Here is a 23,718-nt window from a genome sequence, read left to right on the forward strand (position 1 = left end):
CACCGCTGACACTGTCCCACAAATCGCCACAAATGCCCCAAAACGGCGTTCTGGGCCTGCTCTCGTCTTGCACCTCGAGAATGGCCCCAAATCGCCCGACACGGCCCTCACAGGGGCCACAAACGGGTCACTTCCATAACTGGCACTCGTTGTGATACTCGATTGCCCCCTGGATGGGGAGAATCGTGAAAATCAAATTGCCATTTCTAACTCGACCATCGGCGCTCTCATACTTTGTAGGCTCTGTAAGGATGAGCGTTTTGTACTCCAGCTCCCGCACATATTTCCGCACCGTGTTCTCACTCATGCCCACCGCTCTACCGATAGTCTTGTAGCTCGGCCAGCATTGATGCGACTTCCTGTCCTTGCAATACATGAGATAGGCGTAGACTGCCAGCTCACCAGCCGACAATCCCAAACTGAAAATTGCATTTGGCAGAGGAAAGAAGTTCTTTGCTCCGCTGCATGACGCTCTCAAGAAATTATTCATATTGCATTACCTCCTGTCTGTTCCTCAACCCAGGCGAGGAATTTTTCTTTGGGAACCACCAAGCGCGAACCGATTCTCAGCACTGGGAAGTCCTCCTGATGCAACAATTCGTAGGCTCCTGCCACAGAAATCCCCAAAACCTCTGCCACTGTTTTCGCATTGAGAAACAGTGGCAGCTCGTCATAACTCTTGAACTTGGATTGAACCACTTGGCACCTCCTAAAAAATGTCTTGACTTTTCCGTTCGTCTGTTGTAGACTTACTCTTAAAGATAGTTTAGTTTGCTCGACTGTCTTATGGTAACATACGGCTATTCATTTGTCAAGGACAATTTCAAAAATATTTTTAATTTGTGAAGGAGAACGGTTAACATGGCGGCTTATGAGTTCTACACTTACTTTGCGGAGGGCTGGGAGTATTTCGTCTACAAAGATCTGACGGTAGAACGCCCAAGGACAATAGAAAAAGACTTCCCATTTCTGGAAAGCCTCTTGCGTTTCACCTATCTGGACATCTGGCCGATGGAGGATCTGTTTAAGAAAATGGATGCCGCTCTGCTGAACTTTTATCAGAAATCCGACTTCGATTCTCAGGCCGTTGTGATGAGCACGTTGAAAAAGCTGGCGAAGGAGCACATCTACTTCGAGTTTCTGCGCCTTGACTGGCAGTCGCGGTTCCGCTATATTGAGCGGCACCCTGACAAGGATATTCAGAAACACCTGCCCCACAAGCAGTTGCGGCACATCCCTAGTGACATCGACACGCTCCAAAAACAAATCATGCGTCTGTTTGAGGATGTGCTGGATATTGACGACGGCAAGAAGAAACCCGTGCAGGAAAAGCTGAAAGCTTATCTCCAAAGGGAGAAAAACCAACCGCTTTATGCTTACAAGTTTCAGCCTATTTCCACCACTTATGAGCAAACTGGCGAGGGAACCTTTGCAGAAGTTTTGCACCCAACCTCCATCTATGACTTGGTCGAGTTTTCCCTCCGCGAGTGCGTCAAGCGCGAACAGCGTATGCGCATCTGCTCCTACTGTGGAAAGTATTTCGCAATCCCCCGGCGTAACACGGCGGAATTTTGCAACCTAACCGTAGATGAAAACGGTTACACCTGCCGGGAAGTCGGTGCGCGGAAGCGCTGGGCAGAGAAGAAAAACTCGGATGAGCTGTTCAAGGAGTACCGCCGAGAGTACAAGAAACGTTTCAACTGGATTAAGGCCGGGAAAATCAGCCCCGGCACGTTCTACGCTTGGAGCGCCACTGCCAAGGGCAAGCGCGATGAGTGTGCTGCTGGCAAGATGTCTTTTGAGGAGTTCAAGAAGTGGATGGCTGAGTCATAAAGTCTTTTCTTTGTTATGCGGCACAGCCTTTGCGTTAACCCTCAATCTCCTCCCCAATCCTTGCCATCACCCGCCCGTGATCCAGCTCGCACACCGTATCGCAAAGGGCCCGGATATCCTCATTGCTATGGCTGGCCAGCAGGATAGTTTTTCCCCGCTCTCGCAGTTCCGCAAACAGCCCGCGCATGTCTTCCACCCCTTGATTATCCAAGCCGTTCATGGGCTCGTCCAAAATTAGCAGCTCCGGGTCCTCCATGATGGCCTGGGCTATCCCCAGCCGCTGGCGCATACCAAGGGAATACTTTCGCACCGGTTTCTTATTCTCCGGGTCCAAGCCTACCGCGCGCATGGCGTTCCGTGCTGTGGCCACGTCCTTCTTACCACCCATGGCAAGCAGGTACAAGAGATTTTTCAGCCCGCTTTTGCCGCCGATAAATCCGGGCGTTTCGATGATAAGGCCGATATTCTCCTGGGCTTTCGACGGCCTAACCTTCTCCCCATTCACCAAGACTTCGCCGGAGGTAGGAGTCATAAACCCGCAGATGCACTTCATGAGCACGGTTTTGCCGGAACCGTTTCTGCCGATGATGCCGTGGATTTTTCCGCGCTCAAAGTCGAGGCTGATATTATCCAGCGCTCTTGTCTCCCGAAAATTTTTCGACACGTTCTTCACTTCGATGATGTTGTCCATTTTGTCCTCCCTACTCCAAATCACGCCTGCCGAATTTCCAGACTGCTGCAAATGACATCACAACAATTCCCCCTGTCCAGACCGTGAACACATACTCCGGCCCGGGCGCAAAACCGCTGTGGTACCAGTCTATCCCCAGCAGGCCCGACCAGCTCAGCGGCGAAACAAATTGCAGCCACTTCCCAAAGGTAAACACCCCCAGGGAGTTTGCGAACAACGCCATTGCCGTCAGAACCCCAGACGCAAATATCCCCGCCTGGCGGCTGACGAACACTCTGAAAAAGCAGATAAGCACTCCCATAAACGCCGCCGAAAGTCCTATACAAACAAGGCAGATTAAAGTTGTTTCTATAGGCGTGAATATTGCCAACACCTCCGGAGAAACAATGATGGACAGGTTCACTCCGGTCTGTCCCTGCACTTGCCCGGAGGACTCTGCCAGGGTGTGCAGCAGCACGCCCCAATCCGCGTCCCAGCCAATTTCCGGCAGGGTGAACAAGATGGACAGCGCCCAGAGCGCTGCGGCATACAAAAACGCCATGCAAATCACGCACAGCAGCTGCCCGGTCATATAGGCTCTGTGCCCGCTCCTGGCTACCATCAGCTCCGCATAGCCATCCGTTTCACCTGTGTCGGAGAACAACAGCAGGCACAGGCCGTTGTTCACCACCTGCATGGTGGGAAATGACAGGAAAAAGGGGTACGCCCAGGGGGCCACCGGCACTTTATAGAAGTCGGCAATGGTGCAGAGCGGGGCGTAGTTGTAAAAACTAAACACCACCATCATCACTACAATCAGCCACATTTTGGGGCCGCCCAGATCCCGCCGCAGGAGGATGCCGCAGCAGCGCAGGGATTTCCGTATCTCAGCCATGCTCCATCCTCCTTTTCATGCAGACACACCCCAAACCACACATGAGCCCACAAAATCCAGCGGTAAGTAAAAACTTTCCATGTAATGTCAGCCCTGGCACGGCGGTATAGTGGATGCTTTCCACCCAGTTCACCGGGTGCCAGATGGATATGGGCGAAATCAAGTGGGTTGGCATCACCCGCAGAACCGTCAGGTGTATGGCAAGGGGCGCGGAGATAGCCACAAACTGGTTTGACACAAGGATACTCATGAACATCCCCAGCGCGCCGATCAGCGCCCCGGACAGGGACATATGCAGAATATAACAGGCCCACCCCAGGAAAATATGGCCGGATTCAAACACCGCCTCATAGTCCACACTCGTGCAGGAGGCAAACCAGGGCAGAAACGTGCCGTTGGCCAGTACGAACAACGTCAGCCCCAGAGCCATTGTCAGAAAGCCTGCAAGAGAACTTGCCAGCAGTTTCGAAACGGTGTACCGGGCTATGCCTGCCCGCACCGTCCAGTAGGGCAGGGCGCGGCTGTCCCAGTCCCGGGCAAGGCTCATGGCAAAGGGCAGGGTTGGCAACACGAATAAGGTCAGCAGATTGGTGCCGGTAGAATTTATCAGGTACCACACGCTGGTGTAGGGAGTCCTCCCAGAAATATGATCGGCTATCAGCCCCGCCACACTCAGTTCCATCAACACGGCCGTGAGCAGTCCACAGAGGGCCACGGGCCAGGATAGCGCCTGACGGAGCTGTACACGAAAGGCCAGCAGAAATTTCATCTCATATCCGTCTCCCTTTCCAAAATTACGCCGCTGTAGGCGCTTACGGCAGTAACTTCATAATCCGTATAGTCGAAATCCACAGTACTGTCCCCCTGCCCGGCCTTCTTCTCAATGGCGGTGGTGATCACCCATGCGGGGCGGGCGTAGAGCCCCTTGCTGTCGGCGGCTATCACGTAATTCAGCTCTAAGCCGATTATTTCGCTGTCCTCAAAGTGGATGGCCTTGCTATACTCGTCCACGTACGCCTTTAGCGCCTGCTCCGGCGGGATAATCGGCTCGGTGGAGATGGCTTCGCCGGACTCTACCATACTTCCGGCGTGAAATTCTATGAGGCCGTCTTTATTGTAAATGGCGTGGATGCTGGGAAGACTGCCGCCCCTGCTCTCGCCAAAAGTGGACTCCGCCCATTGTCCGTTGCAGAAGGGGATATCGTCCAATATCTCCCGGAACTCGAAGTAGTAGTACTCGTCGTCCTCTGTGAAACTCTTGGATATTGTATCGCTGCTCCATTCGGTGGCGTGACGGTTGTAAATATCCAGGTTCTTATTCAGAAGCCCGGCGGTGTGGGCCTCGCCCCGGATCAGCGCATGGCCGGGGACAGAGCAGGCGGACAGCCTGTCCTCCAGCTCTCTCAAAGCATCGTCGTATGACATGAAATCCAGGTCTTCCTGACCGGCCTCGCCCATGCTGCCGTTGCCCCTTTCCCTTGGGGTCAGGTCAGCATTTATGCACTCCCATGGCTGCTGGCGGCGCAGATAGTACATCAATGTGTAGCGTTCTTCATTTGTATCTGCCACACTATCGAAATCCGCGCCGCCTGGAGAGTAGTAGCTGTAGTCCATGCCTCCATGCACGACCCCCTCATAGATATGAAGATGCTCTGAAAAGTCCTCAGTATACGTCCTGAATATCGGCCCGGTAGCCTGCTCCTCCCGTTCCTGGGGATCTGTGTGCATGAAGGTGTCGATGGCCGTATTCTCGTCCGTTTCGTACCAGCTAAGGTTATAGGCGGTCACCTCCTGCGGGTAGTCCTCCGGCAGCTCCGCCATGATTTGCAGAGTTTGGGGCAGCTCGACAGTTTCCTTGCCGGAACCGCAGCCGGAAAAGAGCAGCAGTGTGCATAACACAAGTAAAATAAAACCGTAGCGTCGTTTCATAAAGCACCTCAATCCTGGCCCAGACCGGACCGTTGTGTTTTTATTATATTTCATTCACTATTATATGTCAAGAATAGAAATATAAGGACGGGTAATATTTTTTGCCCGCCCCTATTTACTTTGCCGGTGGAAATGTGTTAAAATGAACGTATTGATAGAACGGAGGCGGCCCATGAGAAGCGCGGAGATAACCAAGAAGATACCGCTGGAGCTATTGTGCATCCGGCTTCTGGAGGAGCGGGATATGTACGGCTATGAGATGGTGCAGGAAATAAGAAAGCGCAGCGAGGGGCTCTTGGAGTTGAACATCACTACGCTGTATCTGGCGCTCAAGCGGCTGAATGAGCATGGGTATGTGTCGATGTATTATTCCGACGCGGAAGCCGCCCGGGAACGGTCGAGGATTTATTATCATTTGGAGGAAACCGTCGGGGAGTATAAGCAGAAACTGAAAGAGGAGTATGAGCGGGTAACATTAGGAGTTAGAAGGTTTTTGGAGTTCGGGCAGCCTTGAATGGTTGGGAAAGGGCTTTTCTTTGTTATGTGGCGCAAATTTTGCACAGGAACTTTGCCCTTTCTTTTTCATATACTTTGTGGTATACTATAAACTGTAAACTGATATTTTGTGAGGATTATGCAATGGATGAATTTGCAAAACCCGCATACTGGCTGGACTGTGCGGATTACGACTTGCAGACCGCCAAAGCTATGCTTGAAACAAAGCGATTTCTCTACGTTGGATTCATGTGCCATCAGACCATTGATAAAGGGGTTAAAAGCAGTTTTCGTTCAACGACAGCCAAACAGTGAACTGCCTTATATTCACAGCTTGGTACACCTTGCCAATCTATCGGGAATTGCAGCTGAGATCAATGAAAGTTAGCTTTTCCTCCTGGACGTTCTTAATCCGCTGAATATCGAAGCCAGATACCCTCTCAACAAAGAAAAGCTCTTGCGTTCCCTAACTGAATCACGCTGTGAAGATTTAATTCGCAAAGCGGAGAAATTATTGACATGGATAAAAACGAAGTGTTAAACTTGGCAAAAAATATGCCGCTGTTGTCCGGAAGGAGTTGGACACCCGGTCAATTATCCTTTATGGCTCTCAGGTAAAGGGGACTTCCACAGAAAGCAGCGATATTGATATTGCCGTTATTGTTGATGATATTCCAGGCGACTATTTGGACAGTGTCGCTCTATTATGGAGGCTTTCCAGAAAAATCAATACGGATATCGAGCCTGTCCTTTTGACTGCTGCCGATTCTGACAGCGGCTTTCTCCACACTGTCCGTGAAACCGGGATCGCTGTCTGACCCATAAGCTGACCCAGAATCGAAAAAACTCAGTGGACTGGATAGGTCTTAACCTTCGGGTTTTGGCTGAAAAATCGAGCGAAAAGGGCCGGAAATGCCCGGAAGCCGCTGAAAAAATCCGCTCACCACAGCTCATAACCCGAAGGTCGCAGGTTCAAATCCTGCCCCCGCAACCACTTTTCCCCGGAAACTCTAAGGTTTCCGGGGATTTCATTTTGCTTTTTCCCTTATTTTCCCTTGCCTGACCCATTCGCTGACCCATACGGGGATAGGACCAGAAACTATCGGATACTACTCCCCAGGAGGTTGCCCATCGTCTTGGCTGCTTCTTTTTGCGCGGCGGTGGTGACGTGGGCGTAGGTGTCCAGGGTGAATCCGGCGCTGTAGTGACCAAGCATACCCGACACCGTTTTGATATCTACTCCATTTTGGAGTGCCAGGGTCGAAAACGTGTGACGGAGATCGTGGAACCGTATCTTGGGTAGCCCCGCCCTCTCAAGCACCCGATGTAGCATATGCAGGACGCTGTCCGGCGAGATCGGGCCGCCGTTTGGCGAGGGAAACACATACCCACCAGATACTTTATCCCTCTGCTCTTTGAGGATTTCTACCGCGTCTGCCCCAATGGACAGCGTGCGGTAGGAATTTTTTGTCTTCAGCGGAGCCTCAACCACCTCTCCGTCGATTCTGGCCACCTGTCGTTTTACTTGGATAACACCTGTGTCCAGGTCGATGTCATCCCACTTCAAGCCCAACAGTTCGCCCCGACGTAACCCTGTTGCCAGTTCCAGGTAGTACATCTCGAACACGCCGCTGTTCTTGGCTTCTAGGAAGAAGGCCGCTAATTGGTCAGCGGCCAGCGTTTTCATCTCTTGGTGCTCTACTTTTGGCAGGGCACAGCCATCCGTCGGATTGCTTGAGATAAGTTTCTGGCTCATAGCAAGTGCCATTGCTGACGAAATCACCTGATTAATATTGTGGACTGTTTTCGCACTTAGCCCTTTGGACTGCTGTTTGGACTCAGTACGCTCTACCCTACCACTGGTAAGCAGTTTTCTGTAAAGGGCTTGGACTTCCAGCGTGGTCAGCTTACTGAGAGGTATTCTGCCGATGTTCGGCTTAATGTGATTTTCAATATAACCTTTGTATGTTTTGTGCGAGGACGGTCGCACCTTGATTTTAGCGTAGTTCTCAAACCATACGTCCATCCACTGCCCTACCGTGTATTGACCGGCCTTGACCACGTCCAAGCCTTTGCTATTCTCGATGGCCCTGGCAAGTTTTTCCTTGACTTCCGCCTGGGTCTTGCCGAGCACATTCTTGTAAATCACCTTGCCGGACTCAGGGTCGCGGCCAGCCGTATAGCGCCCCTCCCAGCGACCGTCCTTGCGCTTGCGTATGTTACCCTCACCATTTGCTCTGCGTTTTGCCATATCTTGGCCTCCTTTCTGACTACCAACACTACCACATAGCCCCCGCGTATGTCCACTGACATTTTTCTTACTTTTTCTGGTTTCGCCCAAAACCCTTTTCTTTGTTTATGCAACGCAAATTTTGAGGGCCTACATCCTCATTGAATAACTCTCATCATCTATATCCGGCTGAACACCACGCTCAGTTTTCAGCCCATGCGCCGCCTTCTTCTGCTCGATTTCACTCCTAAGCTTGCTGTCAATCTGAGTATTCAGCCGGGACAGTTTTTTCTCATAACTATTTGAGATTATCTTACACATCGCGTTGACCACCGACCTCATTGCTGACCCTACGTCGTAACTGTGCGTGGGTTCTGCCTCCATTATCCTCATAGCCAGCGCCGCACTCCTGACGATTACATTCTTAATACTGCGAAACTCAGGGTTATCCTCCAGCGAAATATCCAGCCCCTTCTTCTCAAAATATAGTGATAATTTTTCTCGGTTGACCTTATTCCATTCTGAGTTCAGCCTTGCAATGCCCTCGTCTTTTGCAAGCTCAGCTACAATTTTGTTGACAGTATCCTTAACATCCTTCGGCAGATAACCATACTGCTTTCGCCCTTTGCAGGTCTTTAGCTGTGAAGCCAGTTTCAGAAACAACATCTCCACTTCAGAAGTGGGCGCACATGAGTCGCGGATTTTCGTAAGCAGCTTTTCTATTTCCTCCCGGCTCTCCTTCTTCAACCGGTCGCGGAGGTCTGTTTCCATCGAGAATAGCTTGTACTGCTCCAACCGGAAGATGTCGTTGCCCAGCGCACTCCGCAGCGAATCTATCCCCTTTTTCGTCAGCCAACCCTGTTTAGCGTCCCTGGAATAGACCAGCAAGTGCATATGTGGGTGGTGTGTGGTATTGTGAAATGCTCCATACCACTGCAGGTTACTGATGTCGATTTTCTGAGCCTCGGCCAACTCGGTGACATTGCGCCGCACCAATTCACGCCATGCCTCGGCCCTGTTATAGCCCAACCGCTCCGCATCCTCACGGTGTAAGCTGATGACGTGTGTCCAGATGATGCCCTTGTGCTGGCCCACTTCCTCGGCGACCGAATCCAAATCTATTTTGTCATCGGTCTGACTAAAAAGGCCATGACTTCCAAGCTTTTCCACCCCATGGCACTCTGCCATATAGCTGACCAGCTTGTCCAGTTCGCCAATGCGGTCAGCGTTGCGCTCAATAAAAGCATCGATGAACTCGCTTGTGTTGCTCCTGGTGGGAGAACTCTCGTAGTCATGGTACTCACCATAGTCCTTGGCAGACGAGTCAAACTTGAGTATGTCCTGCACTAATCGTTGCTGACGAACAGTGGCAGGAGCGTTGTCAATGCCCTCAGCTACCTTTTCCACCCCCTCACGAGTACCCATATATTTCACAAGATTTGTCGCCGAGCGTTTCGGAGAGTTCCGCATATACCTGCTGGTAACAATTATTTTTGCCATAATCAGTCGCCCCCGTTCTGCCACTCATCGGCATCCTCAAAGGTCAGAATCCCATTTGTCCGCGCTACTTCCTGGGCAACATTGAGCCGCACCGTGTCCAGAGATTCATCGGAAATATCATTGACCGCCGCCGTGATATTGCTGTTGATTCCAATTTCCACCGCCAGCTTGAACAGTATTTCGCACACATCTCTGCCGAGGGAACGCACCTCGCTCTTGATTGCCCCTGCCAACATCGGAGCCAAGTAATTGATGTTTTTCTGCTGCCTGAGATAACCGATGTAGAACTCAATCGCCTTGCAAACGAAGTCCCCTTTCGAGGTGGCGTTTGCCGCCGCCAGCATTTCCTCTATCTCTGCGACCATCGATGGCCGCATCCAGTACGCATATTTTTGCTTTTTTTCGCTCAAAAGCGCTCCTTTCCGACCGACCCCTGATTTCAGAGGCCGGTAATCCCTGATTTTTCCCCAACGACCGGCTCTGCCGGACGATGTGAACTGCGCGGTAGACCCCGCGCTTTAACCTGCTTGTCTTTTTGACCGTTTTCAGTGTCCTATTTGGCTGGATATTATTCCACAATCCTGCATATTTCTCCTTGCTTTGATATGGTGGCTGCTGCCCTCACAAATCGTCACAAATGCCCCAGAATGGCGTTCTGAGCCGGTTGCCACTCACTTCCCTCGACCCCGGCCCAAATCGCCTGACACGGCCCTCACAGGGGCCATAAACGCTTACCTCGCTGTTTGGCACTCATTGCGGTATTTGACCGCCCCATAAATGGGAAGAATCGTGAAAACCAAGTTGCCATTCCGAACCTGCCCACTGGCACACTCATACGTTGTCGGCTCCGTCAGTATGAGTGTCTTGCACTCAAGCTCCCGCACATATTTCCTCACCGTATTTTCGCTCATGCCAACGGCAATGCCAATAGTTTTGTAGCTTGGCCAGCATTTGTGCGACTTCCTGTCCTCGCAATACATGAGGTAGGCGTAGACAGCCAGTTCACCTGCTGACAATCCTAAAGTGAAAATAGCGTTAGGCAGAGGAAAGAAATTCTTTGCTCCGCTGCATGACTCTCTCAAGAAAGTATTCATATCTCATTACCTCCTGTCTGACTCTCAATCCACGAGAGGAATTTCTCCTTGGGAACCACCAGGCGCGAACCGATTCTCAGCACAGGAAAGTCTTCCTGGTGCAGCAACTCATATGCCCCCGCAACTGAAATCCCCAAAATTTCTGCCACTGTTTTCGCGTTGAGAAACAGTGGCAGTTCGTCATAGCTTTTGAACTTTGATTGAACCACTCCGCACCTCCTAAAAATGTCTTGACTTTTTGGTTTGGCTGTTGTAGACTAATTCTTAAACAGAGTTTGATTTGCCGACTGTCATATGGTAACACATGATAATTCATTTGTCAAGGACAATTTCAAAAATGTTTTTAATTTTCTAAGCAAGGAGCAATCAAAATGGCTGACTACCTGTTCTACACCTACTTTGAAGAGGGCCGCGAGTACTTTGTCTACAAAGATTTGACGTTCGAGCGCTCGCACAAAAAAGAAAAAGACTTCCCATTTCTGGAAAGCCTTTTGCGATTTACCTACTTGGATATCTGGCCGATGGAGGATTTGTTTAAGCAAATGGACAAGGCCCTGCTAAATTTCTATCGGGAACACAACTTTGATTCGCAGGCTGCTGTGATGGGCATTCTGGAGGCGCTTGCAAAGAAACACATCTATTTCGAGTTTCTACGTCTCGACTGGCAGGCGCGTTTCCGATATATGGATCATCACCCGGACGAGGATGTGTATAAACATCTACCGCATAAGCAGTTAAGGCACATTCCCAGCGACCTGGACACTCTGCAAAAACAAGTTATGCGGTTGTTTGAAGATGTGCTGGATATCGATGACGGGAAAAAGAAACCTGTTCGTGAAAAGTTGCAAGCGTATCTGGACAAAGAGAAAAAAGAACCGCTCTACGCCTACCAGTTCAGACCAATCTCTACCACCTATGAGCGAACCAACAACGGCAGTTTCGCCGAGATGTTGCACCCAACCTCCCTATCTGACCTCGTTGAGTTTTCCATTCGTGAGTGCGTCAAGCGGGAACAGCGTATGCGTATCTGCTCATACTGTGGCAAGTATTTTGCTATTCCCCGGCGCAACACGGCGGAGTTTTGCAATCTGACGGTTGACGAGAATGGACATACTTGCAGAGAAGTCGGCGCGGTAAAGCGCTGGGCGGAGAAGAAAAATTCAGACGAGCTGTTCAAGGAGTACCGTCGGGAGTACAAGAAACGTTTCAACTGGATCAAGGCGGGGAGGATCAGTCCCGGTGCGTTCTACGCTTGGAGTGCAACGGCTAAGGGTAAACGGGACGAGTGCGCTACGGGTAAAATGTCTTTTGAGGAATTTAAGAAGTGGATGGCGGAATCGTAAAACACTTTTTCTTTGTTTAGCGGCGCAAAAATCACTTCAAAACCGGCGTACAGCCCTTTTCGTGCCACATTTATGACGTGGCGTCAGATATTGATCTTCGCGTACCGCCCCTTCAGAAGGGTTACCAGCTCCGCGTATTTTTCCCGGCTGAGCAGAATCTCTCCCTCATAGCCTTTGAAACGAATGGTATAATTTTTCGCCTCATTGTCCGCCCGGACAGCCGCCACCTGGGAGAGGTTGACGATGAAAGACTGATAGCAGCGGTAAAACCCGCAGCCCTCCAGCATTTCTTCCAGCTGGTTCATGGTGTATCCCAGCAGCGCTATTTCCTGCCCATCAGTAGTAACGATGCTGTTTTTGCGGTTGTTCCGTTCGATGAAGAGAATATCACTGAGGCGGGTGAGCTGATACCCGTTTCGGGTTTTGATCATGATACTGCGATTCGCCACCTCCCGCTTGGCCTGCTGCAGGTCGAACACATAGCTCAGCCTGTTGACCAGCGATTGGAGCGCCAGGGGGTCAAAAGGCGTCAGCAGGTACCCGGCGCACTGACAGCGGAAAGCGTTGAAAGCCCACTCCTCCGAGTCGGAATAGACCACCACCTGGATATGTGGATGGCTCTGCCCAAAAACGGCGGACAAATGCTCCCCCACGCTGGTAGTGCGGGGGTCAGCGGGCTGGTGGCTGGCAAATACCACGTCCACATCATTGAACTGGACATATTCAACGGCCTCCGTTGATGTCCGCGCCGTCCCTACCACCCGGAAGCACTGGAACGCGTGCAGCATAACGGTCAGCTCACCCAACAGACGCTGGTTGCTGTCCACCAGCAGAGCTTTCATCTCCATCGCCGTTTCCTCCCTGTTTTTACTCTGCCTGCCCGACATCCTTGAACGCCTGCTCCAATGCGCCCGGGTCGCCCTCATAGAGGTCCAGCCACATCGCAAAGGGGCCGTTGTGAACATAACTCAAAATGTGCCCGGAGCCGTAGAGATCGATGACGCCGTCTGACTTCAGGCTCTTATAGGCAGTCTCTTCCTGGCTGCCCTCCTTCAGGTTTTCCAGGTCCCACCAGTAAAATTCCGCGCCGCTGACTTGGCGGGCGTCGGTACATAGGCCGTCGCTTGCCAGAGAGATGGCGGAGGCCGGGTCGTCAATGAGCCCCTGGGCTGCCAACTCAGCCAGGACCTCGTCCATGGTCATGTCCCAGATGGGAGCGTCAGGGTCTTCCCCTTCGCCTATCAGTGCCGCTGGCGGGACAAACTCCGGTGACGCCGCCACATAGGCCAGCACACCGCCAAAGCCCAGCACCAGAAGAACGGAAAATAAAATCGTAAAGCGTTTCATTGTCCTGCCTCCTCTCCCGCCAGGGCAAAGCCCTGCAGCTCCAGATAACTGCGGTAAGTCGGGCTGGTTTTCAGCAGTTCCTCGTGGGTGCCAGCAGCCTCCAGGGAGCCGCTGTTAAGGACGATGATATGATCCGCCTCCATCACCGTGCGCATATCATGGGCCACCACCACGATCGTCCGACCCTTCATATGTTCCCTGACGGCGCGGAAGATGGTCATGTCGCTCTTATGGTCCAGACTGGCCCCTGCCTCGTCCATGAGGAGATACTCCGGGTCGGACAGCAGCGTCCTGGCGATTGCCACCCGCTGGCGCTGCCCGCCGGAGAGCAGTGCCCCGCTCATGCCCACATCAGAGTCATACCCTTCTGGCAGCTGGCTGATAAAGCCGTCCGCGTCCGCAAGCCTTGCGGCCCCGGCCACAGCCTCATCCGACACTTCGCCCTTTTCTCCATAGGCTATGTTATCACGAACGGAGCCGGAAAACAAGGGGTTATGCTGGAAGATACAGCCAAAGCGCCGGCGCAGCTGGGACAGCTTCACCTTGTCCACCGCGGACTCCCCCAGCCATACCCGGCCGCTGTCCGGCAGATATATGCCCTGGAGCAGCTTGAGCAGGGTGGACTTGCCGCAGCCGTTGTTACCAATAATGGCAGTGGTTATCCCGGCGGGGATGGTAAGGCTCAGGTCGTGGAGCACCGGCTGGCGGGGGTCGTAACCAAAGCTCACCCGTTCCAGCACGATGTCCTCCTTCGCCCGGCCCTCCGGCAGGTCGTACCCGGCGTCCGGGTCCTCCTCCGGCCCATCCAGGAGGACGCCCACATACTGCAGGGCACCCTGGGTGCCCTTTAGGGTCTGGTAATGGGTCAGCACCTCAGCCTGGTACTGGTCCACCCGACCCTTATAGGTGGTAAAGTCATTGATGCCGGTATCAGGCATCTGGCCCTTTCGGATCATGTCAGAGCCGAACAGGGCGATGGCAATGCTGCCGATGGAGGTATAAAGCGTATTGGAGAACACCTGCAGGACTTCCATAAAGGCATAATAGATGTCCGCTTTGTACCGCTCATCAATGGCCCGAAGGCCCTCCTCTGCTTCCAACCCCTCCATGGCCTGGGCCTTCACGTGCTTGGCGGCAGAGATATGCTCGGAGAAGAACTCCGTCATGGCACCCAGGCTCTCATACCGCCGCAGCATCATACGGTACTGCAGCTGTCCCACCAGGGCGAACACGCCAACAGCCAGAGGGACAAGCAGCAGCATATAGGCGGAAAGCTTCGCGTTGAACCGGGCCATCTCCACGCAGCAGCGGATAAAGCCGTAGATCGAGGCCACTGTAGAGAATATCATATGTATCACCGCGCTGGCCTGGGTGATATCGTTCACAACGCCGGAAATGAGGGACGAGGGCTGGCGGCGCTCCACTTCCCGCATTGGCAGATGGAGTATCTTGTTCCACAGCAACATCCTGGCCCTAAGTGTGACTTTCTGGATGCCATACTCCCCGCAGAGGTTGCTGAACATGGCTATTACGGCGTTCAGCACGGTCAACAGGGAGTAGCCGATAATTACGCCGTTGTAGAGCTCGCCCTTGTTGATCTGGATCACATACTTGGAGATAGCCAGCACCACCTCGGTATTGACAAGGCCGAAGACCAGGGACGCGATAAACAGCCACCATGGAATGGGGAACCGGGTGTAAAACGAGATATAGGACCGGAAAGAGAATATCTGCTTTTGCTGTTGACTGCCGTCTTTTCCGTTGCGCTTCATATCAGCGGCCCTCCTCTCCGTTTTCCATCATTTCCCGACAATAGGAATTGGAAGCCATAACGTCCTCCCGCTCCCCGGCGGCCTCCACCTGTCCGTCCCGAAGGACGATCAGGTAGTCCGCGTTGCGTATGGTCTGGGCGTCGTGGGCCACATAGACCACGGTTTTACCCGCCATCACCTGCCGGATGCTGGCCCAAACGCCCGCCTTGCCGCCGATGTCCATGGCGGCAGTGGCCTCGTCCAGCAGCAGGCAGTCCGGCTTTTTCAACAGGGCCCGGGCCACAGAGAAACGCTGCCGCTGCCCGCCGGAGAGACTGGCCCCGCTTTCCCCTACCGGGGCGTCGTAGCCCAGGGACTGGCGGCGGACATAGTCAAGGATGCCCACGGCGGCGCAGGCCTCGTCCAGCTCCTCGTCCGACGGCGTGCGCCCCAGGCCGTGGAGCAAGTTGTCCCGGATGGTGCCCGCGTACATGACGCTCTCCTGGGTCACGTATCCCAGGGCGCGGCGGAAGCTGGTCAGGGAGTAGTCCGAGGTGTCCTTTCCGCCTATCTGTATCAAGCCGCCGTTCAGCGGGTAAAGGCGGTCGATCAGGTTCAGCAGGGTGGTCTTTCCCGACCCGGAGGGACCTACCACAGCGGTGATTCTCCCGGCGGGGATGTCCAGATCTAAGCCCTGGAAAAGGGGCTCACTTCCGAAGGAGAAATCCACCTTCTCAAAGCGGATGCCTCCCGCCGGTGACTCCATGGTGCTTCCGGCGTTCAAATTTTCTGAAGGCTCGGCCATGATCTCGCTCACCCGATCTACCGCGCCCTGGGCGCTTTTGAAGGAGGTCCAGTATCCGCAGTATGCGCTGAGGATATTGGTCAGTTGAATGGCAAAGCCGTAATAGGCGATCCACTCCGTCAGGCTCAGTGCGCCGGAGGCGTAGTAGCCCCGGCCCACCAGGATGATAACAATGGTCTGCAGGACACTGGCAATGGCCCTAATGGGGATGGCAGTGCCGGTGATCCAGATATTCATCCCGGCGGCCCGGTAGCTGGCCTTCATCCGCTCCCCTCCGGCAGCGGCCTCCTTTGCCTCGGCGCTCATAGATTTTATCAGCATAAGGTTATTGGTACGCTCCGCTACAGTGGCGGTCAGCTCGGCATTGCGCCGGTTGATAAGGTCCTGTACGCCAAATTGCAGGCGGCCCAGAATAAAGCTGATGAGGATATTCACCGGCAGCGCCGCCACTAAAGACCACATCAGCGCCCCGTCATAGCTGGAGACCTTCTGGAGGATGACAAAGCTGGCATAGGCCGTGGTGAAGATGGGGAGGAAAACCTTCATGACCAGATTGCTGATGCTGGAGATATCGGTGGTGATACGGCTGAGCAGTTCCTTGGGGTTGTTGTTCTCATAGAACCGCAGTGGCAGACTTACCGTCTTGCGCCAGACCATACGCCGCAGATTCCTGTCCATGCGGGCTGTGCAGAGGTTATTAATGAGACCGGAGACGGAACTGAGAATCAGGGATAGTATCTGGTAAAACAGGTATGGCAGCACCACGGCGGTCAGTCCCACGTTTCCTGCAAAAAGGGCGGCGCTGTATTCGGTAGAGCTGACGCCCACATTGGCAATGACGGCGCTTGCCGCAAGGTAGCCTACAATCCACAGATATGGCAGGTTCGCCTTGCCCAGCATGGAGAAGAAGCGGCGGAAGCTGCCGTAATTTTTTCGGAAAATCGCGTTTGTTTCCATGGTTTTCTCCTTCCTCTTATGTGCATTTCAACGAAACGCCCCCGCCCTATCCCATATAGGATAGGGTAGGGGCGTTTCTATGTCCTTATTTCTGGGAAAGCGCCTGGAAGTCCGCTGTGACGGCCTCCTTTTGGGCGTAGCCCTCCCCAAAGGCAAGGGCAAAGCTGCCGTTGTAAGCGGCGGTTTCCAGAACGGCCGCGCCGCCCATGTAGACGATGACGCCCTCGTTCATGGCAAGGTTCTGGAAGCAGTTGGTGTACGCCTCAGAGGGGGTGGCGGCGTCCCACCACATCAGCCAAAGCCCGTCGTAGTCCTGCGCCTTATCCGCAAAGGGCCCATAGGGGATATCACCGCCGGTGTTGTCCGTGAGATAGCCCTCGGTAGTTAGCATGTCCACCGGAACGGCATCTTTGGAGATGTAGCCCTTGGCGGTAAGGTAGTCCACCATCTCATCGTATGTACATGTTTTTGGGTCCACGCTCTTTGTGCCGCCGCAGGCGGCGAGGCCGCATACTAAAAGCAGTGCAAGCAGAGAGCAGATGGTGCGTTTCACAGTCTTTTTCATGGGACATAGCCTCCTTATATTGGTGAATGGATTATAGCATATTGAGATTATCGAAAAAAGGGCAGATGTCGATTTTGCCCGAAAAGCCGCTTAATCTGTCCGGTTTTACGCATACATATGCTGGGCAATAACCTCCTTCACCGCCTGGGGCTGCATGACACCCACATGGCTTGCCACCAGCTGTCCGTCCTTGTAGAAGTGGACGGTGGGCACGGCTGTTATCCCATACTCCTCTGCCAACTCCGGGTTATCGGTGGTATTGAGCTTGACGATGTTCAGGAATGGTATCTCCGCCTCAATGTCCTCCAGTATCTTGGAAAACAGCTTGCAGGGGACGCAGGTTGTGCCGTAGAAGTCAGCAATCACAAAGTCCTCTCTGATCAGCTCTTTAAAATTGGTCTTGTCCGCGTTTTGGATCGCCATGATGGGTTCCTCCCTTAATAAAATTCTCTGATATAGTTTCTCAGCACTGTATAGGCGTGCCCGGTGTATTCGTTAAAAATGAAGTTCTCAAACGGGTTGGCCTCCCTGGCGCTTTCCTCTGAGACGCGCCAGGTTTTTGCATAGTCCGCGATAAACGCCTTGTACTCCGCCTCGCCGGAGTGGAAACTGTCCGTTTCGGCGTACCGGCGGCCCAGCAGATAGCGGCAGAGATTGTCCCAACCATCATATTGGAGCATGGCTACCAGCTCATGGTAGCTTTTCACTGGGATGCGGCCCTGGAACTGCTCCGGCGTCATTTCCTCCAGGACCATGCCCTCCTGGCGGCACAGCGTCCGGCAGCGGTCCAGCTCCCGGTTGATAGCTTCGGCCCAGTCCTCCCTGTATAGGATAAACTCCGAGCCGCTTATCACCTCCCGGGTGAGTTTCTTCAGCGCTTCAAAGGAGTCTTGTCCGAAGGCGGCCTCCCGCTGCTGCTCCAGCAGGTAGGCCCGGTATTCCGCCACAGTATGCACGCCGTCCAGCTCCAGCTTCTCCACCATCTCATCACTGGGTTCCGGGGCCACGCGGTTCATCACCCCCGCCAGCGTAAGGGACACCTTCCCCTCCGGCAGGCCGGCCTCCCGGGTCTCGCCCACCCTCATGCCGATGGAGAGATTTTCCAGCTCCCTTTGAAACATCCCGCTCCCTGCCACGAAGCGAACTTTCTCCTTATTGTACCGGGGGCAGTCCGAAAGCAACCGGCACACCACCTGGTCCCCGGCAGAAACCTCCTCGCCGGGTTCCCAGCGGATATATGGGTTAGTCAGCCGCCTCAGCTCCGCCTCCAGCGCTGTCTCATCCGGCACAAAGGGCCTGAGCAGAGGCTCCACGTCCACCTCCCGGTAGTCCTTTACCTTCAATATTCTTGATTTCATTCACACGCCTCCATTTCTTTCAGGTATTCCACCACGCTGTGCAGGGCCACGTTGCCCTCGCCCACCGCTTTTGCGTACTGATAGGGCCGTCCCGTGCAGTCCCCGGCGGCAAAACAGCCCGGCAGGTTGGTCCGCTGTCCCCGGTCCACCTGGATGTGCCCGCACTCTGCCGCCAGTCCCGGCAGCAGCGCCGAGGGGGCCACGCAGGAACGCAGACAGAAGACTCCGTCCGCCGCTACTGTCTCTCCGCCGCAGATCAGGCCGGAGGCCCTGTCCTCACCCAAAATTTCCGCGGGATAGCCCACCGTATGCCGCACATTGTCCCGCTGGACACCGCAATCCTTATAGCTGGTACACAGGAACACGTCCGAAGCCAGCCCGGCCAGAAACTCCACTTCTTCCTCCAAGGACGGGTCCGTGCAGACCACCGCTATACGTTTGCCCCGATACAGCTCCCCGTCACAGGTGGCGCAATAGCTGACCCCCTTCCCCAGCAACCGGCTCTCGCCGGGTATCTCACGGCTGTTAGATACCCCCGGGGCCAGGATGACAGTCCTGCCGTCATACATCTTGTCGTTGACCACGGCGGTATAATAGCCGCCCATGCCGTAGATGGAATTGACCCGTTCCTCTAAAACAGAAATGCCCAGGCTGTCTACTTGATGTAAAAAGGCTTCCCGCATCTCTGGCCCGGTGACCGCCGGAAGCCCCGGATAGTTCATAACGCGCTCAGCTTTCGCAATTTTAGGGCTCAACTGTCTGGAGCCGAACCACAGGAAATCCAAGCCCCGCGCCTTTGCGCTCAGCGCGGCGGAAACACCGGCGGGCCCGCTGCCGATAATAAGCAGGTCGTACATTTGACATACCCCTCCCAGATTTTTCTATGATGCAACCATATCATTTTTTCCGAAAAAATCAATACTACTTGCTCATTCCGCCCCGGAAACGGTCTATTCTGTACAGATAGCGGACGCTCTGTCCCAGTCCAAAGCCGGTATGAAAAAGCAGGGAGTTTTGACGAAGGGGACAGAATGGTCGGGAAAATGAACAGAATAAGCATAGCACCTTGCGCCAGAGGGGAAAAGCTCCTATAATATTGGCACCTAAGCCGGATCGAACAAAAAGGAACTCACTACAAGGAGGCTATCATGGAAAAGAACAGTATCCTTTCAGGTTTTATTGTCCTAGATCAACAACGTGTTGACGAGCTGGAGGCGGACCTCTGGCAGATGGAGCACCAAAAGTCCGGCGCCCGACTGGTATGGCTGGAGCGGGCGGAGGAAAACAAGACCTTCGCCATCGCCTTCCAGACCCAGCCCTGGGACGACACAGGCGTGTTCCATATCCTGGAGCACTCCGTCCTGTGCGGCTCCAAACGCTACCCGGTGAAGGAGCCCTTTGTGGAGCTGATGAAAAGCTCCATGAACACCTTCCTCAACGCCATGACCTTCCCTGACAGAACTGTCTACCCTGTATCCAGCCGGAACGGCCAGGATTTTATCAATCTCCTGCGGGTCTACATGGACGCGGTACTGCACCCGCTGCTACACTCCAAGCCGGAGATTTTCGGCCAGGAGGGCTGGCACTACGAGCTGGGCGAAGACGGCGCGCTCTCCGTCAAGGGCGTGGTGTATAACGAGATGAAGGGGGCCTTCTCCTCGCCGGACGCCCTTCTGGAGCGGGAAGCGGCCCGCCGCCTGTTCCCGGATACCTGCTACCGCTATGTTTTTGGGGGTGACCCGGCGCATATCCCGGAGCTGACCTACGAAGCCTTCGCTGCCGCCCACAGCCGTCTCTACCACCCATCAAATTCCTATATATTCCTGGACGGCAGCGTAGATATCGCGCAGGTTCTTGAGATTTTGGACAGTGAATACCTTTGTGCATACGAGCGCTGTCCCACGCCGGAAGGGATACCTCTGCAAAAGCCTGTTGAGGCGGGCCTGTCCGCTATACGCTATGAGCTGTCCGCACAGGAATCCTTGGAGGGACGCGCCCGGCTGGCAGATGGGTACGCTGTCTGCACCTTCCGGGACAGGGAGACGTTAATGGCGCTGCAAGCCTTATCGGATGTACTATGTGGGGACAACCAGGCCCCCCTGAAGCGGCGTCTTCTGGAAAGCGGCCTGGCTCAGGACGTCCGCTTAGAGCTTCACGACGGCGTACAGCAGCCCTGGCTCCTGCTGGAGGCCAGGGACATTGCCGAGGACAAGTCCGAGGAGGTGTCCTCCGCCCTCCGGGATGAGCTGGAGCGGCTGTCCCGGGAGGGGCTGGATCACCGGCGGATCCTGGCGGCGCTGGACAATCTGGAGTTTGAGGCCCGGCAGCGGGACTATGGGCAGATGCCCCAGGGGCTTATGCTCTGCTTCCAGGTGATGGAGAGCTGGCTCTACGGCGGCGACCCTGCGGCAAATCTCAGCGTCGGTACGCTCTTTGACGGCTTGCGGGACAAGTGCGGGACAGGCTATTTTGAGGAGCTTCTAAAGCAGCTCATTTTAGAGAACCCCCATCACTGCCGGATCCTTGCACTGCCCTCCCACACCATAGGCCAGGAGCGCCGGGCCCAGGAGACAGCTCGGCTCAGTGCCATCCGATCCAGCTGGGGAACCGAGGAAGCCGCCGGCGTCCATCGCTTCCAGGAAGCTATCGCCGCCTGGCAGAACATGCCGGACACGCCGGAGCAGCTGGCGTCCATCCCCAGGCTTCGCCTTGACCAGATTCCGGCGGAGCCGGAAAAGCTGCCCATAGAGGAAGAATCCACCGGTTGCGTGACGCTCCTCCGCCATCGGCTGCCCACCAACGGTATCACCTATTGCAATCTCTATTTCGCGCTGGATGACTTGTCCCCAGAGGAACTGGCTAAGGCATCCTTTATGGCCCAGTTGTTCGGCTGTCTGGATACGGCTAAATACAGTCTGGCAGACCTGAGCCGGGAGATGCGCTCCCTGTTCGGGAATATCTGGTTCACGGTAGAAGCGTATGGGCGGCAAAACGCCCCGGACCGCTGCCGGACATTCCTGTGCGTTTCCTGCAGTATTCTGGACGCGAAACTGGAAAAAGCCCTGTCCCTCCTGACAGAGCTTTTAGTTGGACAGCAGTGGGAGAACTCCCAGCAGGCGCTCACCTTCCTGCGCCAGCGGCGGGCGGCGATGGCGGAGCAGATGGTCACGGCAGGACACAGCGCCGCCATGTCCAGGGTCCTGGCCTGCTCCACCGCCGAGGGTGCCGTCCAGGAGCAGGCGTCGGGCATCACCTTCCTGCGGTGGCTGACGGAACTGGAGCAGAACTTCCCCGCCCGCTTTCCTGCTTTGGCGCAGGATCTTATATCTCTGGCCCAGCGCATTTTCTGCCGCGCACGCATGACGGTCAGCGTCACTGCCGGGAATGAAGCTTCTGCCAAAACTGTCACCCGACTGCTTTCGTCCAGCCTGCCGCAGGGCAGCTTTGCCCTGCCCTGCACGGGGGCCGTTCTGCCCTGGGAACCCCGTCGGGAGGGGTTTGTGATCCCCTCCGGCGTATCATACGCGGCTCTGGGCGGCGTTTTCCAGGGAGCCGGAAGCGGCTCGGCGAAGGTCATGGGACGTACCGTCTCCCTTGCCCACCTTTGGAACACGGTACGGGTCCAAGGCGGGGCCTACGGCACGGGAATGGTTTTGCGTGACACAGGCTTTGCTGGATTCTACTCCTTCCGCGACCCCAGCGCCGCTCGGACGCTGGACTGCTACCGCACCTCCTCGGACTTTCTGAGAGGCATTGACATAGACCTGACCGGCATGATCACCGGCGCGGCGGCGGAGTCTGACCCGCTTCTGACAGCCCGCATGAAGGGCCGGATGGCAGACGCTCTCTACTGGCGGCAGATTAGCCACGAGGACCGGTGCCGCGTCCGCCGGGAGATGCTCGCCGCCGTGCCGGAAGATCTGAAAGCTCTGGCCGGCCCCGTGGAGGACCTGACAGCGCGGGGCAGCATCTGCGTCCTCGGCTCCCGACAGCAGGTGGACGCCTGTGCCGGTTGGCTGGACAATATAGTGGTACTCTGATATGAGAAGGCTTGATTGGAAGCGCTTGAAAAAAGCGTCGGAGGTTGGCTTTGCGATCATAGCCGGGAATATGCTGCTGGGGTTCGCCGTGGCAGCATTCATCCTGCCCAGCGGCGTCATCATGGGCGGGGCCACGGGCGTTGGGGTGGTTCTGGCAAGGTTCATCCCGCTGGACACCGCCCTGATTGTTTTATGCGTGAACCTGCTGGCCCTGGCGCTGGGCTGGGCGGTGTTGGGATGGAGGTTCGTTTTGGCTACGGTGGCCAGCTCCTTGCTCTACCCCATCTTCCTGGGCGCGGCCCAGAGGGTGCCGGGTATCGAAGGACTGACTGCCGACCCGTTGCTGTCGGCCCTGCTGGGCGGCGGGCTGGTGGGAATAGCCGTGGGGCTGGTGATGCGGGTGGGCTCCTCCACCGGCGGCACGGATGTGGTCAATCTGGTACTGCATAAGTGTACACATATCCCGGTCTCCGTGGCGGTCTACCTGACGGATATTGTCATCATGGGCGCGCAGGCTGTGTTCTCTGACCCGGAGCAAATCCTGTACGGCGTTGTGCTGCTGGTGGTAGAGACGATTGTGCTGGACAAGGTGATGCTTTTAGGGCAGTCACAGATACAGCTCTTTGTGATTTCCAGCCGGTACGAGGAGATACGGCAGAAATGCCTGACAAAGCTGCAGGCCGGTATCACTATGGTTCAAATCGAAACCGGCAGGACAAGGTCACCTCAGCGCGGTGTGCTGTGCGTGATCCCGCCCAGGAAGCTCTATGCCGCACAGTCGCTGATACAATCCGTTGACCCTAACGCGTTCCTGACCATCACACAGATCAAGGAGGTTCGGGGGCAGGGCTTTTCCAGCGAACGGGTCTATGTGGAGCCGCCCGAAATCCCTGCCCGATAAAAGGA

At 54.8% G+C, this 23,718-nt stretch carries 26 protein-coding genes and 1 pseudogene; 8 read left to right on the top strand and 19 right to left on the bottom strand.

Translation table 11 applies throughout. The features are described from left to right. Nucleotides 1-127 precede the first annotated feature (127 nt). Both ADH66_RS09460 and ADH66_RS09465 read right to left on the bottom strand, forming a co-directional pair. Complete coding sequence (locus ADH66_RS09460; RefSeq protein WP_066541396.1) at nt 128-490, bottom strand: helix-turn-helix domain-containing protein; 363 nt, start codon at nt 488-490, stop codon at nt 128-130. Next, nucleotides 487-699, bottom strand: coding sequence for a helix-turn-helix domain-containing protein (locus tag ADH66_RS09465; RefSeq protein ID WP_066541394.1), 213 nt, complete (start codon nt 697-699; stop codon nt 487-489). The genes ADH66_RS09460 and ADH66_RS09465 overlap by 4 nt, the downstream gene beginning before the upstream one ends. A 162-nt stretch (nt 700-861) precedes the next feature. Between ADH66_RS09465 and ADH66_RS09470 the strand changes: the two genes are divergently transcribed. Then, the gene (locus tag ADH66_RS09470) at nt 862-1,833 is read left to right on the top strand and encodes a DUF6076 domain-containing protein (RefSeq protein ID WP_066541392.1); all 972 of its coding nucleotides are present in this window, start codon (nt 862-864) and stop codon (nt 1,831-1,833) included. Between the two features lie 34 nt (nt 1,834-1,867). Here the strand turns inward: ADH66_RS09470 and ADH66_RS09475 are convergent, their stop codons facing one another. Genes ADH66_RS09475 through ADH66_RS09490 form a run of 4 tightly spaced genes read right to left on the bottom strand, consistent with a single transcriptional unit; the run spans nt 1,868 to nt 5,327 of the window. Continuing rightward, a complete protein-coding gene (locus ADH66_RS09475; RefSeq protein WP_066541390.1) occupies nt 1,868-2,524 on the bottom strand; it encodes an ABC transporter ATP-binding protein in 657 nt (218 codons plus the stop codon). A 10-nt stretch (nt 2,525-2,534) separates the two neighbouring features. Next, nucleotides 2,535-3,398 (bottom strand): hypothetical protein, encoded by an 864-nt coding sequence (locus tag ADH66_RS09480; protein WP_066541385.1) that lies wholly within the window; start codon nt 3,396-3,398, stop codon nt 2,535-2,537. Further along, nucleotides 3,391-4,167, bottom strand: coding sequence for a hypothetical protein (locus ADH66_RS09485; RefSeq protein WP_066541383.1), 777 nt, complete (start codon nt 4,165-4,167; stop codon nt 3,391-3,393). The genes ADH66_RS09480 and ADH66_RS09485 overlap by 8 nt, the downstream gene beginning before the upstream one ends. Further along, complete coding sequence (locus ADH66_RS09490) at nt 4,164-5,327, bottom strand: hypothetical protein (RefSeq protein ID WP_066541382.1); 1,164 nt, start codon at nt 5,325-5,327, stop codon at nt 4,164-4,166. The genes ADH66_RS09485 and ADH66_RS09490 overlap by 4 nt, the downstream gene beginning before the upstream one ends. Before the next feature lie 142 nt (nt 5,328-5,469). Between ADH66_RS09490 and ADH66_RS09495 the strand changes: the two genes are divergently transcribed. The 4 genes and pseudogenes from ADH66_RS09495 to ADH66_RS09505 all read left to right on the top strand — a co-directional run. Further along, a complete protein-coding gene (locus ADH66_RS09495; protein ID WP_084384566.1) occupies nt 5,470-5,841 on the top strand; it encodes a PadR family transcriptional regulator in 372 nt (123 codons plus the stop codon). A gap of 125 nt (nt 5,842-5,966) precedes the next feature. Next, complete coding sequence (locus ADH66_RS21285; RefSeq protein WP_201448075.1) at nt 5,967-6,137, top strand: HEPN domain-containing protein; 171 nt, start codon at nt 5,967-5,969, stop codon at nt 6,135-6,137. A gap of 82 nt (nt 6,138-6,219) precedes the next feature. Next, nucleotides 6,220-6,363 carry a HEPN domain-containing protein gene (locus tag ADH66_RS21725; RefSeq protein WP_201448100.1) on the top strand — a complete coding sequence of 48 codons (144 nt, stop codon included), beginning with the start codon at nt 6,220-6,222 and terminating at the stop codon, nt 6,361-6,363. Between the two features lie 28 nt (nt 6,364-6,391). After that, nucleotides 6,392-6,640: pseudogene (locus tag ADH66_RS09505) on the top strand (nucleotidyltransferase domain-containing protein); the annotation flags it as partial. A 281-nt stretch (nt 6,641-6,921) separates the two neighbouring features. On the opposite strand, the gene ADH66_RS09510 reads toward ADH66_RS09505, so the two are convergent. The 5 genes from ADH66_RS09510 to ADH66_RS09530 form a co-directional block, all read right to left on the bottom strand. Further along, complete coding sequence (locus ADH66_RS09510; protein ID WP_066541378.1) at nt 6,922-8,073, bottom strand: tyrosine-type recombinase/integrase; 1,152 nt, start codon at nt 8,071-8,073, stop codon at nt 6,922-6,924. Nucleotides 8,074-8,202: 129 nt separating this feature from the next. Further along, nucleotides 8,203-9,552, bottom strand: a complete 1,350-nt coding sequence (gene mobP3, locus ADH66_RS09515; protein ID WP_066541326.1) for a MobP3 family relaxase — start codon at nt 9,550-9,552, stop codon at nt 8,203-8,205. Between the two features lie 2 nt (nt 9,553-9,554). Continuing rightward, on the bottom strand, nt 9,555-9,917 hold the full coding sequence (locus ADH66_RS09520; protein WP_066541324.1) for a hypothetical protein: 363 nt from the start codon (nt 9,915-9,917) through the stop codon (nt 9,555-9,557). Nucleotides 9,918-10,283: 366 nt separating this feature from the next. Beyond that, entirely contained in the window at nt 10,284-10,646 is a 363-nt protein-coding gene (locus ADH66_RS09525) for a helix-turn-helix domain-containing protein (protein WP_066541377.1), read from the bottom strand. Beyond that, nucleotides 10,643-10,855 (bottom strand): helix-turn-helix domain-containing protein, encoded by a 213-nt coding sequence (locus ADH66_RS09530; RefSeq protein ID WP_066541376.1) that lies wholly within the window; start codon nt 10,853-10,855, stop codon nt 10,643-10,645. Before ADH66_RS09530 ends, ADH66_RS09525 begins: the two co-directional genes overlap by 4 nt. Before the next feature lie 162 nt (nt 10,856-11,017). Between ADH66_RS09530 and ADH66_RS09535 the strand changes: the two genes are divergently transcribed. Continuing rightward, nucleotides 11,018-11,989 carry a DUF6076 domain-containing protein gene (locus ADH66_RS09535; protein WP_066541375.1) on the top strand — a complete coding sequence of 324 codons (972 nt, stop codon included), beginning with the start codon at nt 11,018-11,020 and terminating at the stop codon, nt 11,987-11,989. A gap of 83 nt (nt 11,990-12,072) precedes the next feature. Here ADH66_RS09535 and ADH66_RS09540 read toward each other — a convergent pair whose 3' ends face one another. The 8 genes from ADH66_RS09540 to ADH66_RS09575 form a co-directional block, all read right to left on the bottom strand. Then, nucleotides 12,073-12,837, bottom strand: a complete 765-nt coding sequence (locus tag ADH66_RS09540) for a LytR/AlgR family response regulator transcription factor (protein ID WP_066541374.1) — start codon at nt 12,835-12,837, stop codon at nt 12,073-12,075. A gap of 19 nt (nt 12,838-12,856) precedes the next feature. Further along, nucleotides 12,857-13,336, bottom strand: coding sequence for a hypothetical protein (locus ADH66_RS09545; protein ID WP_066541373.1), 480 nt, complete (start codon nt 13,334-13,336; stop codon nt 12,857-12,859). Next, entirely contained in the window at nt 13,333-15,108 is a 1,776-nt protein-coding gene (locus ADH66_RS09550) for an ABC transporter ATP-binding protein (RefSeq protein ID WP_066541372.1), read from the bottom strand. Before ADH66_RS09550 ends, ADH66_RS09545 begins: the two co-directional genes overlap by 4 nt. A 1-nt stretch (nt 15,109) precedes the next feature. After that, nucleotides 15,110-16,849 (bottom strand): ABC transporter ATP-binding protein, encoded by a 1,740-nt coding sequence (locus ADH66_RS09555; protein WP_066541370.1) that lies wholly within the window; start codon nt 16,847-16,849, stop codon nt 15,110-15,112. An 85-nt stretch (nt 16,850-16,934) separates the two neighbouring features. Further along, nucleotides 16,935-17,414, bottom strand: coding sequence for a hypothetical protein (locus ADH66_RS09560; RefSeq protein ID WP_066541369.1), 480 nt, complete (start codon nt 17,412-17,414; stop codon nt 16,935-16,937). A 105-nt stretch (nt 17,415-17,519) separates the two neighbouring features. Next, nucleotides 17,520-17,837: a thioredoxin family protein gene (locus ADH66_RS09565; protein WP_066541367.1), complete on the bottom strand. Its 318-nt coding sequence runs from the start codon at nt 17,835-17,837 to the stop codon at nt 17,520-17,522. Between the two features lie 14 nt (nt 17,838-17,851). After that, nucleotides 17,852-18,772, bottom strand: coding sequence for a trigger factor (locus ADH66_RS09570; RefSeq protein WP_066541365.1), 921 nt, complete (start codon nt 18,770-18,772; stop codon nt 17,852-17,854). Further along, nucleotides 18,769-19,629 (bottom strand): NAD(P)/FAD-dependent oxidoreductase, encoded by an 861-nt coding sequence (locus tag ADH66_RS09575; protein WP_066541363.1) that lies wholly within the window; start codon nt 19,627-19,629, stop codon nt 18,769-18,771. The genes ADH66_RS09570 and ADH66_RS09575 overlap by 4 nt, the downstream gene beginning before the upstream one ends. A gap of 291 nt (nt 19,630-19,920) precedes the next feature. Between ADH66_RS09575 and ADH66_RS09580 the strand changes: the two genes are divergently transcribed. Together ADH66_RS09580 and ADH66_RS09585 are read left to right on the top strand one after the other, a co-directional pair. Next, a complete protein-coding gene (locus ADH66_RS09580) occupies nt 19,921-22,812 on the top strand; it encodes an insulinase family protein (RefSeq protein ID WP_066541361.1) in 2,892 nt (963 codons plus the stop codon). Nucleotide 22,813: 1 nt separating this feature from the next. Continuing rightward, nucleotides 22,814-23,713 (top strand): YitT family protein, encoded by a 900-nt coding sequence (locus tag ADH66_RS09585; protein WP_066541359.1) that lies wholly within the window; start codon nt 22,814-22,816, stop codon nt 23,711-23,713. The last annotated feature ends 5 nt before the right edge of the window (nt 23,714-23,718 follow it).

This window comes from Acutalibacter muris (assembly GCF_002201475.1).
In the GTDB taxonomy this organism is placed as follows: domain Bacteria; phylum Bacillota; class Clostridia; order Oscillospirales; family Acutalibacteraceae; genus Acutalibacter; species Acutalibacter muris.

What these genes read in the sequence shown, in the direction of transcription:
- ADH66_RS09460 (WP_066541396.1), bottom strand. Translation starts at nt 490, where the DNA reads ATGAATAATTTCTTGAGAGCGTCATGCAGCGGAGCAAAGAACTTCTTT.
- ADH66_RS09470 (WP_066541392.1), top strand. Translation starts at nt 862, where the DNA reads ATGGCGGCTTATGAGTTCTACACTTACTTTGCGGAGGGCTGGGAGTAT.
- ADH66_RS09475 (WP_066541390.1), bottom strand. Translation starts at nt 2,524, where the DNA reads ATGGACAACATCATCGAAGTGAAGAACGTGTCGAAAAATTTTCGGGAG.
- ADH66_RS09480 (WP_066541385.1), bottom strand. Translation starts at nt 3,398, where the DNA reads ATGGCTGAGATACGGAAATCCCTGCGCTGCTGCGGCATCCTCCTGCGG.
- ADH66_RS09485 (WP_066541383.1), bottom strand. Translation starts at nt 4,167, where the DNA reads ATGAAATTTCTGCTGGCCTTTCGTGTACAGCTCCGTCAGGCGCTATCC.
- ADH66_RS09490 (WP_066541382.1), bottom strand. Translation starts at nt 5,327, where the DNA reads ATGAAACGACGCTACGGTTTTATTTTACTTGTGTTATGCACACTGCTG.
- ADH66_RS09495 (WP_084384566.1), top strand. Translation starts at nt 5,470, where the DNA reads ATGAACGTATTGATAGAACGGAGGCGGCCCATGAGAAGCGCGGAGATA.
- ADH66_RS21285 (WP_201448075.1), top strand. Translation starts at nt 5,967, where the DNA reads ATGGATGAATTTGCAAAACCCGCATACTGGCTGGACTGTGCGGATTAC.
- ADH66_RS09510 (WP_066541378.1), bottom strand. Translation starts at nt 8,073, where the DNA reads ATGGCAAAACGCAGAGCAAATGGTGAGGGTAACATACGCAAGCGCAAG.
- mobP3 (WP_066541326.1), bottom strand. Translation starts at nt 9,552, where the DNA reads ATGGCAAAAATAATTGTTACCAGCAGGTATATGCGGAACTCTCCGAAA.
- ADH66_RS09520 (WP_066541324.1), bottom strand. Translation starts at nt 9,917, where the DNA reads ATGGTCGCAGAGATAGAGGAAATGCTGGCGGCGGCAAACGCCACCTCG.
- ADH66_RS09525 (WP_066541377.1), bottom strand. Translation starts at nt 10,646, where the DNA reads ATGAATACTTTCTTGAGAGAGTCATGCAGCGGAGCAAAGAATTTCTTT.
- ADH66_RS09535 (WP_066541375.1), top strand. Translation starts at nt 11,018, where the DNA reads ATGGCTGACTACCTGTTCTACACCTACTTTGAAGAGGGCCGCGAGTAC.
- ADH66_RS09540 (WP_066541374.1), bottom strand. Translation starts at nt 12,837, where the DNA reads ATGGAGATGAAAGCTCTGCTGGTGGACAGCAACCAGCGTCTGTTGGGT.
- ADH66_RS09545 (WP_066541373.1), bottom strand. Translation starts at nt 13,336, where the DNA reads ATGAAACGCTTTACGATTTTATTTTCCGTTCTTCTGGTGCTGGGCTTT.
- ADH66_RS09550 (WP_066541372.1), bottom strand. Translation starts at nt 15,108, where the DNA reads ATGAAGCGCAACGGAAAAGACGGCAGTCAACAGCAAAAGCAGATATTC.
- ADH66_RS09555 (WP_066541370.1), bottom strand. Translation starts at nt 16,849, where the DNA reads ATGGAAACAAACGCGATTTTCCGAAAAAATTACGGCAGCTTCCGCCGC.
- ADH66_RS09560 (WP_066541369.1), bottom strand. Translation starts at nt 17,414, where the DNA reads ATGAAAAAGACTGTGAAACGCACCATCTGCTCTCTGCTTGCACTGCTT.
- ADH66_RS09565 (WP_066541367.1), bottom strand. Translation starts at nt 17,837, where the DNA reads ATGGCGATCCAAAACGCGGACAAGACCAATTTTAAAGAGCTGATCAGA.
- ADH66_RS09570 (WP_066541365.1), bottom strand. Translation starts at nt 18,772, where the DNA reads ATGAAATCAAGAATATTGAAGGTAAAGGACTACCGGGAGGTGGACGTG.
- ADH66_RS09575 (WP_066541363.1), bottom strand. Translation starts at nt 19,629, where the DNA reads ATGTACGACCTGCTTATTATCGGCAGCGGGCCCGCCGGTGTTTCCGCC.
- ADH66_RS09580 (WP_066541361.1), top strand. Translation starts at nt 19,921, where the DNA reads ATGGAAAAGAACAGTATCCTTTCAGGTTTTATTGTCCTAGATCAACAA.
- ADH66_RS09585 (WP_066541359.1), top strand. Translation starts at nt 22,814, where the DNA reads ATGAGAAGGCTTGATTGGAAGCGCTTGAAAAAAGCGTCGGAGGTTGGC.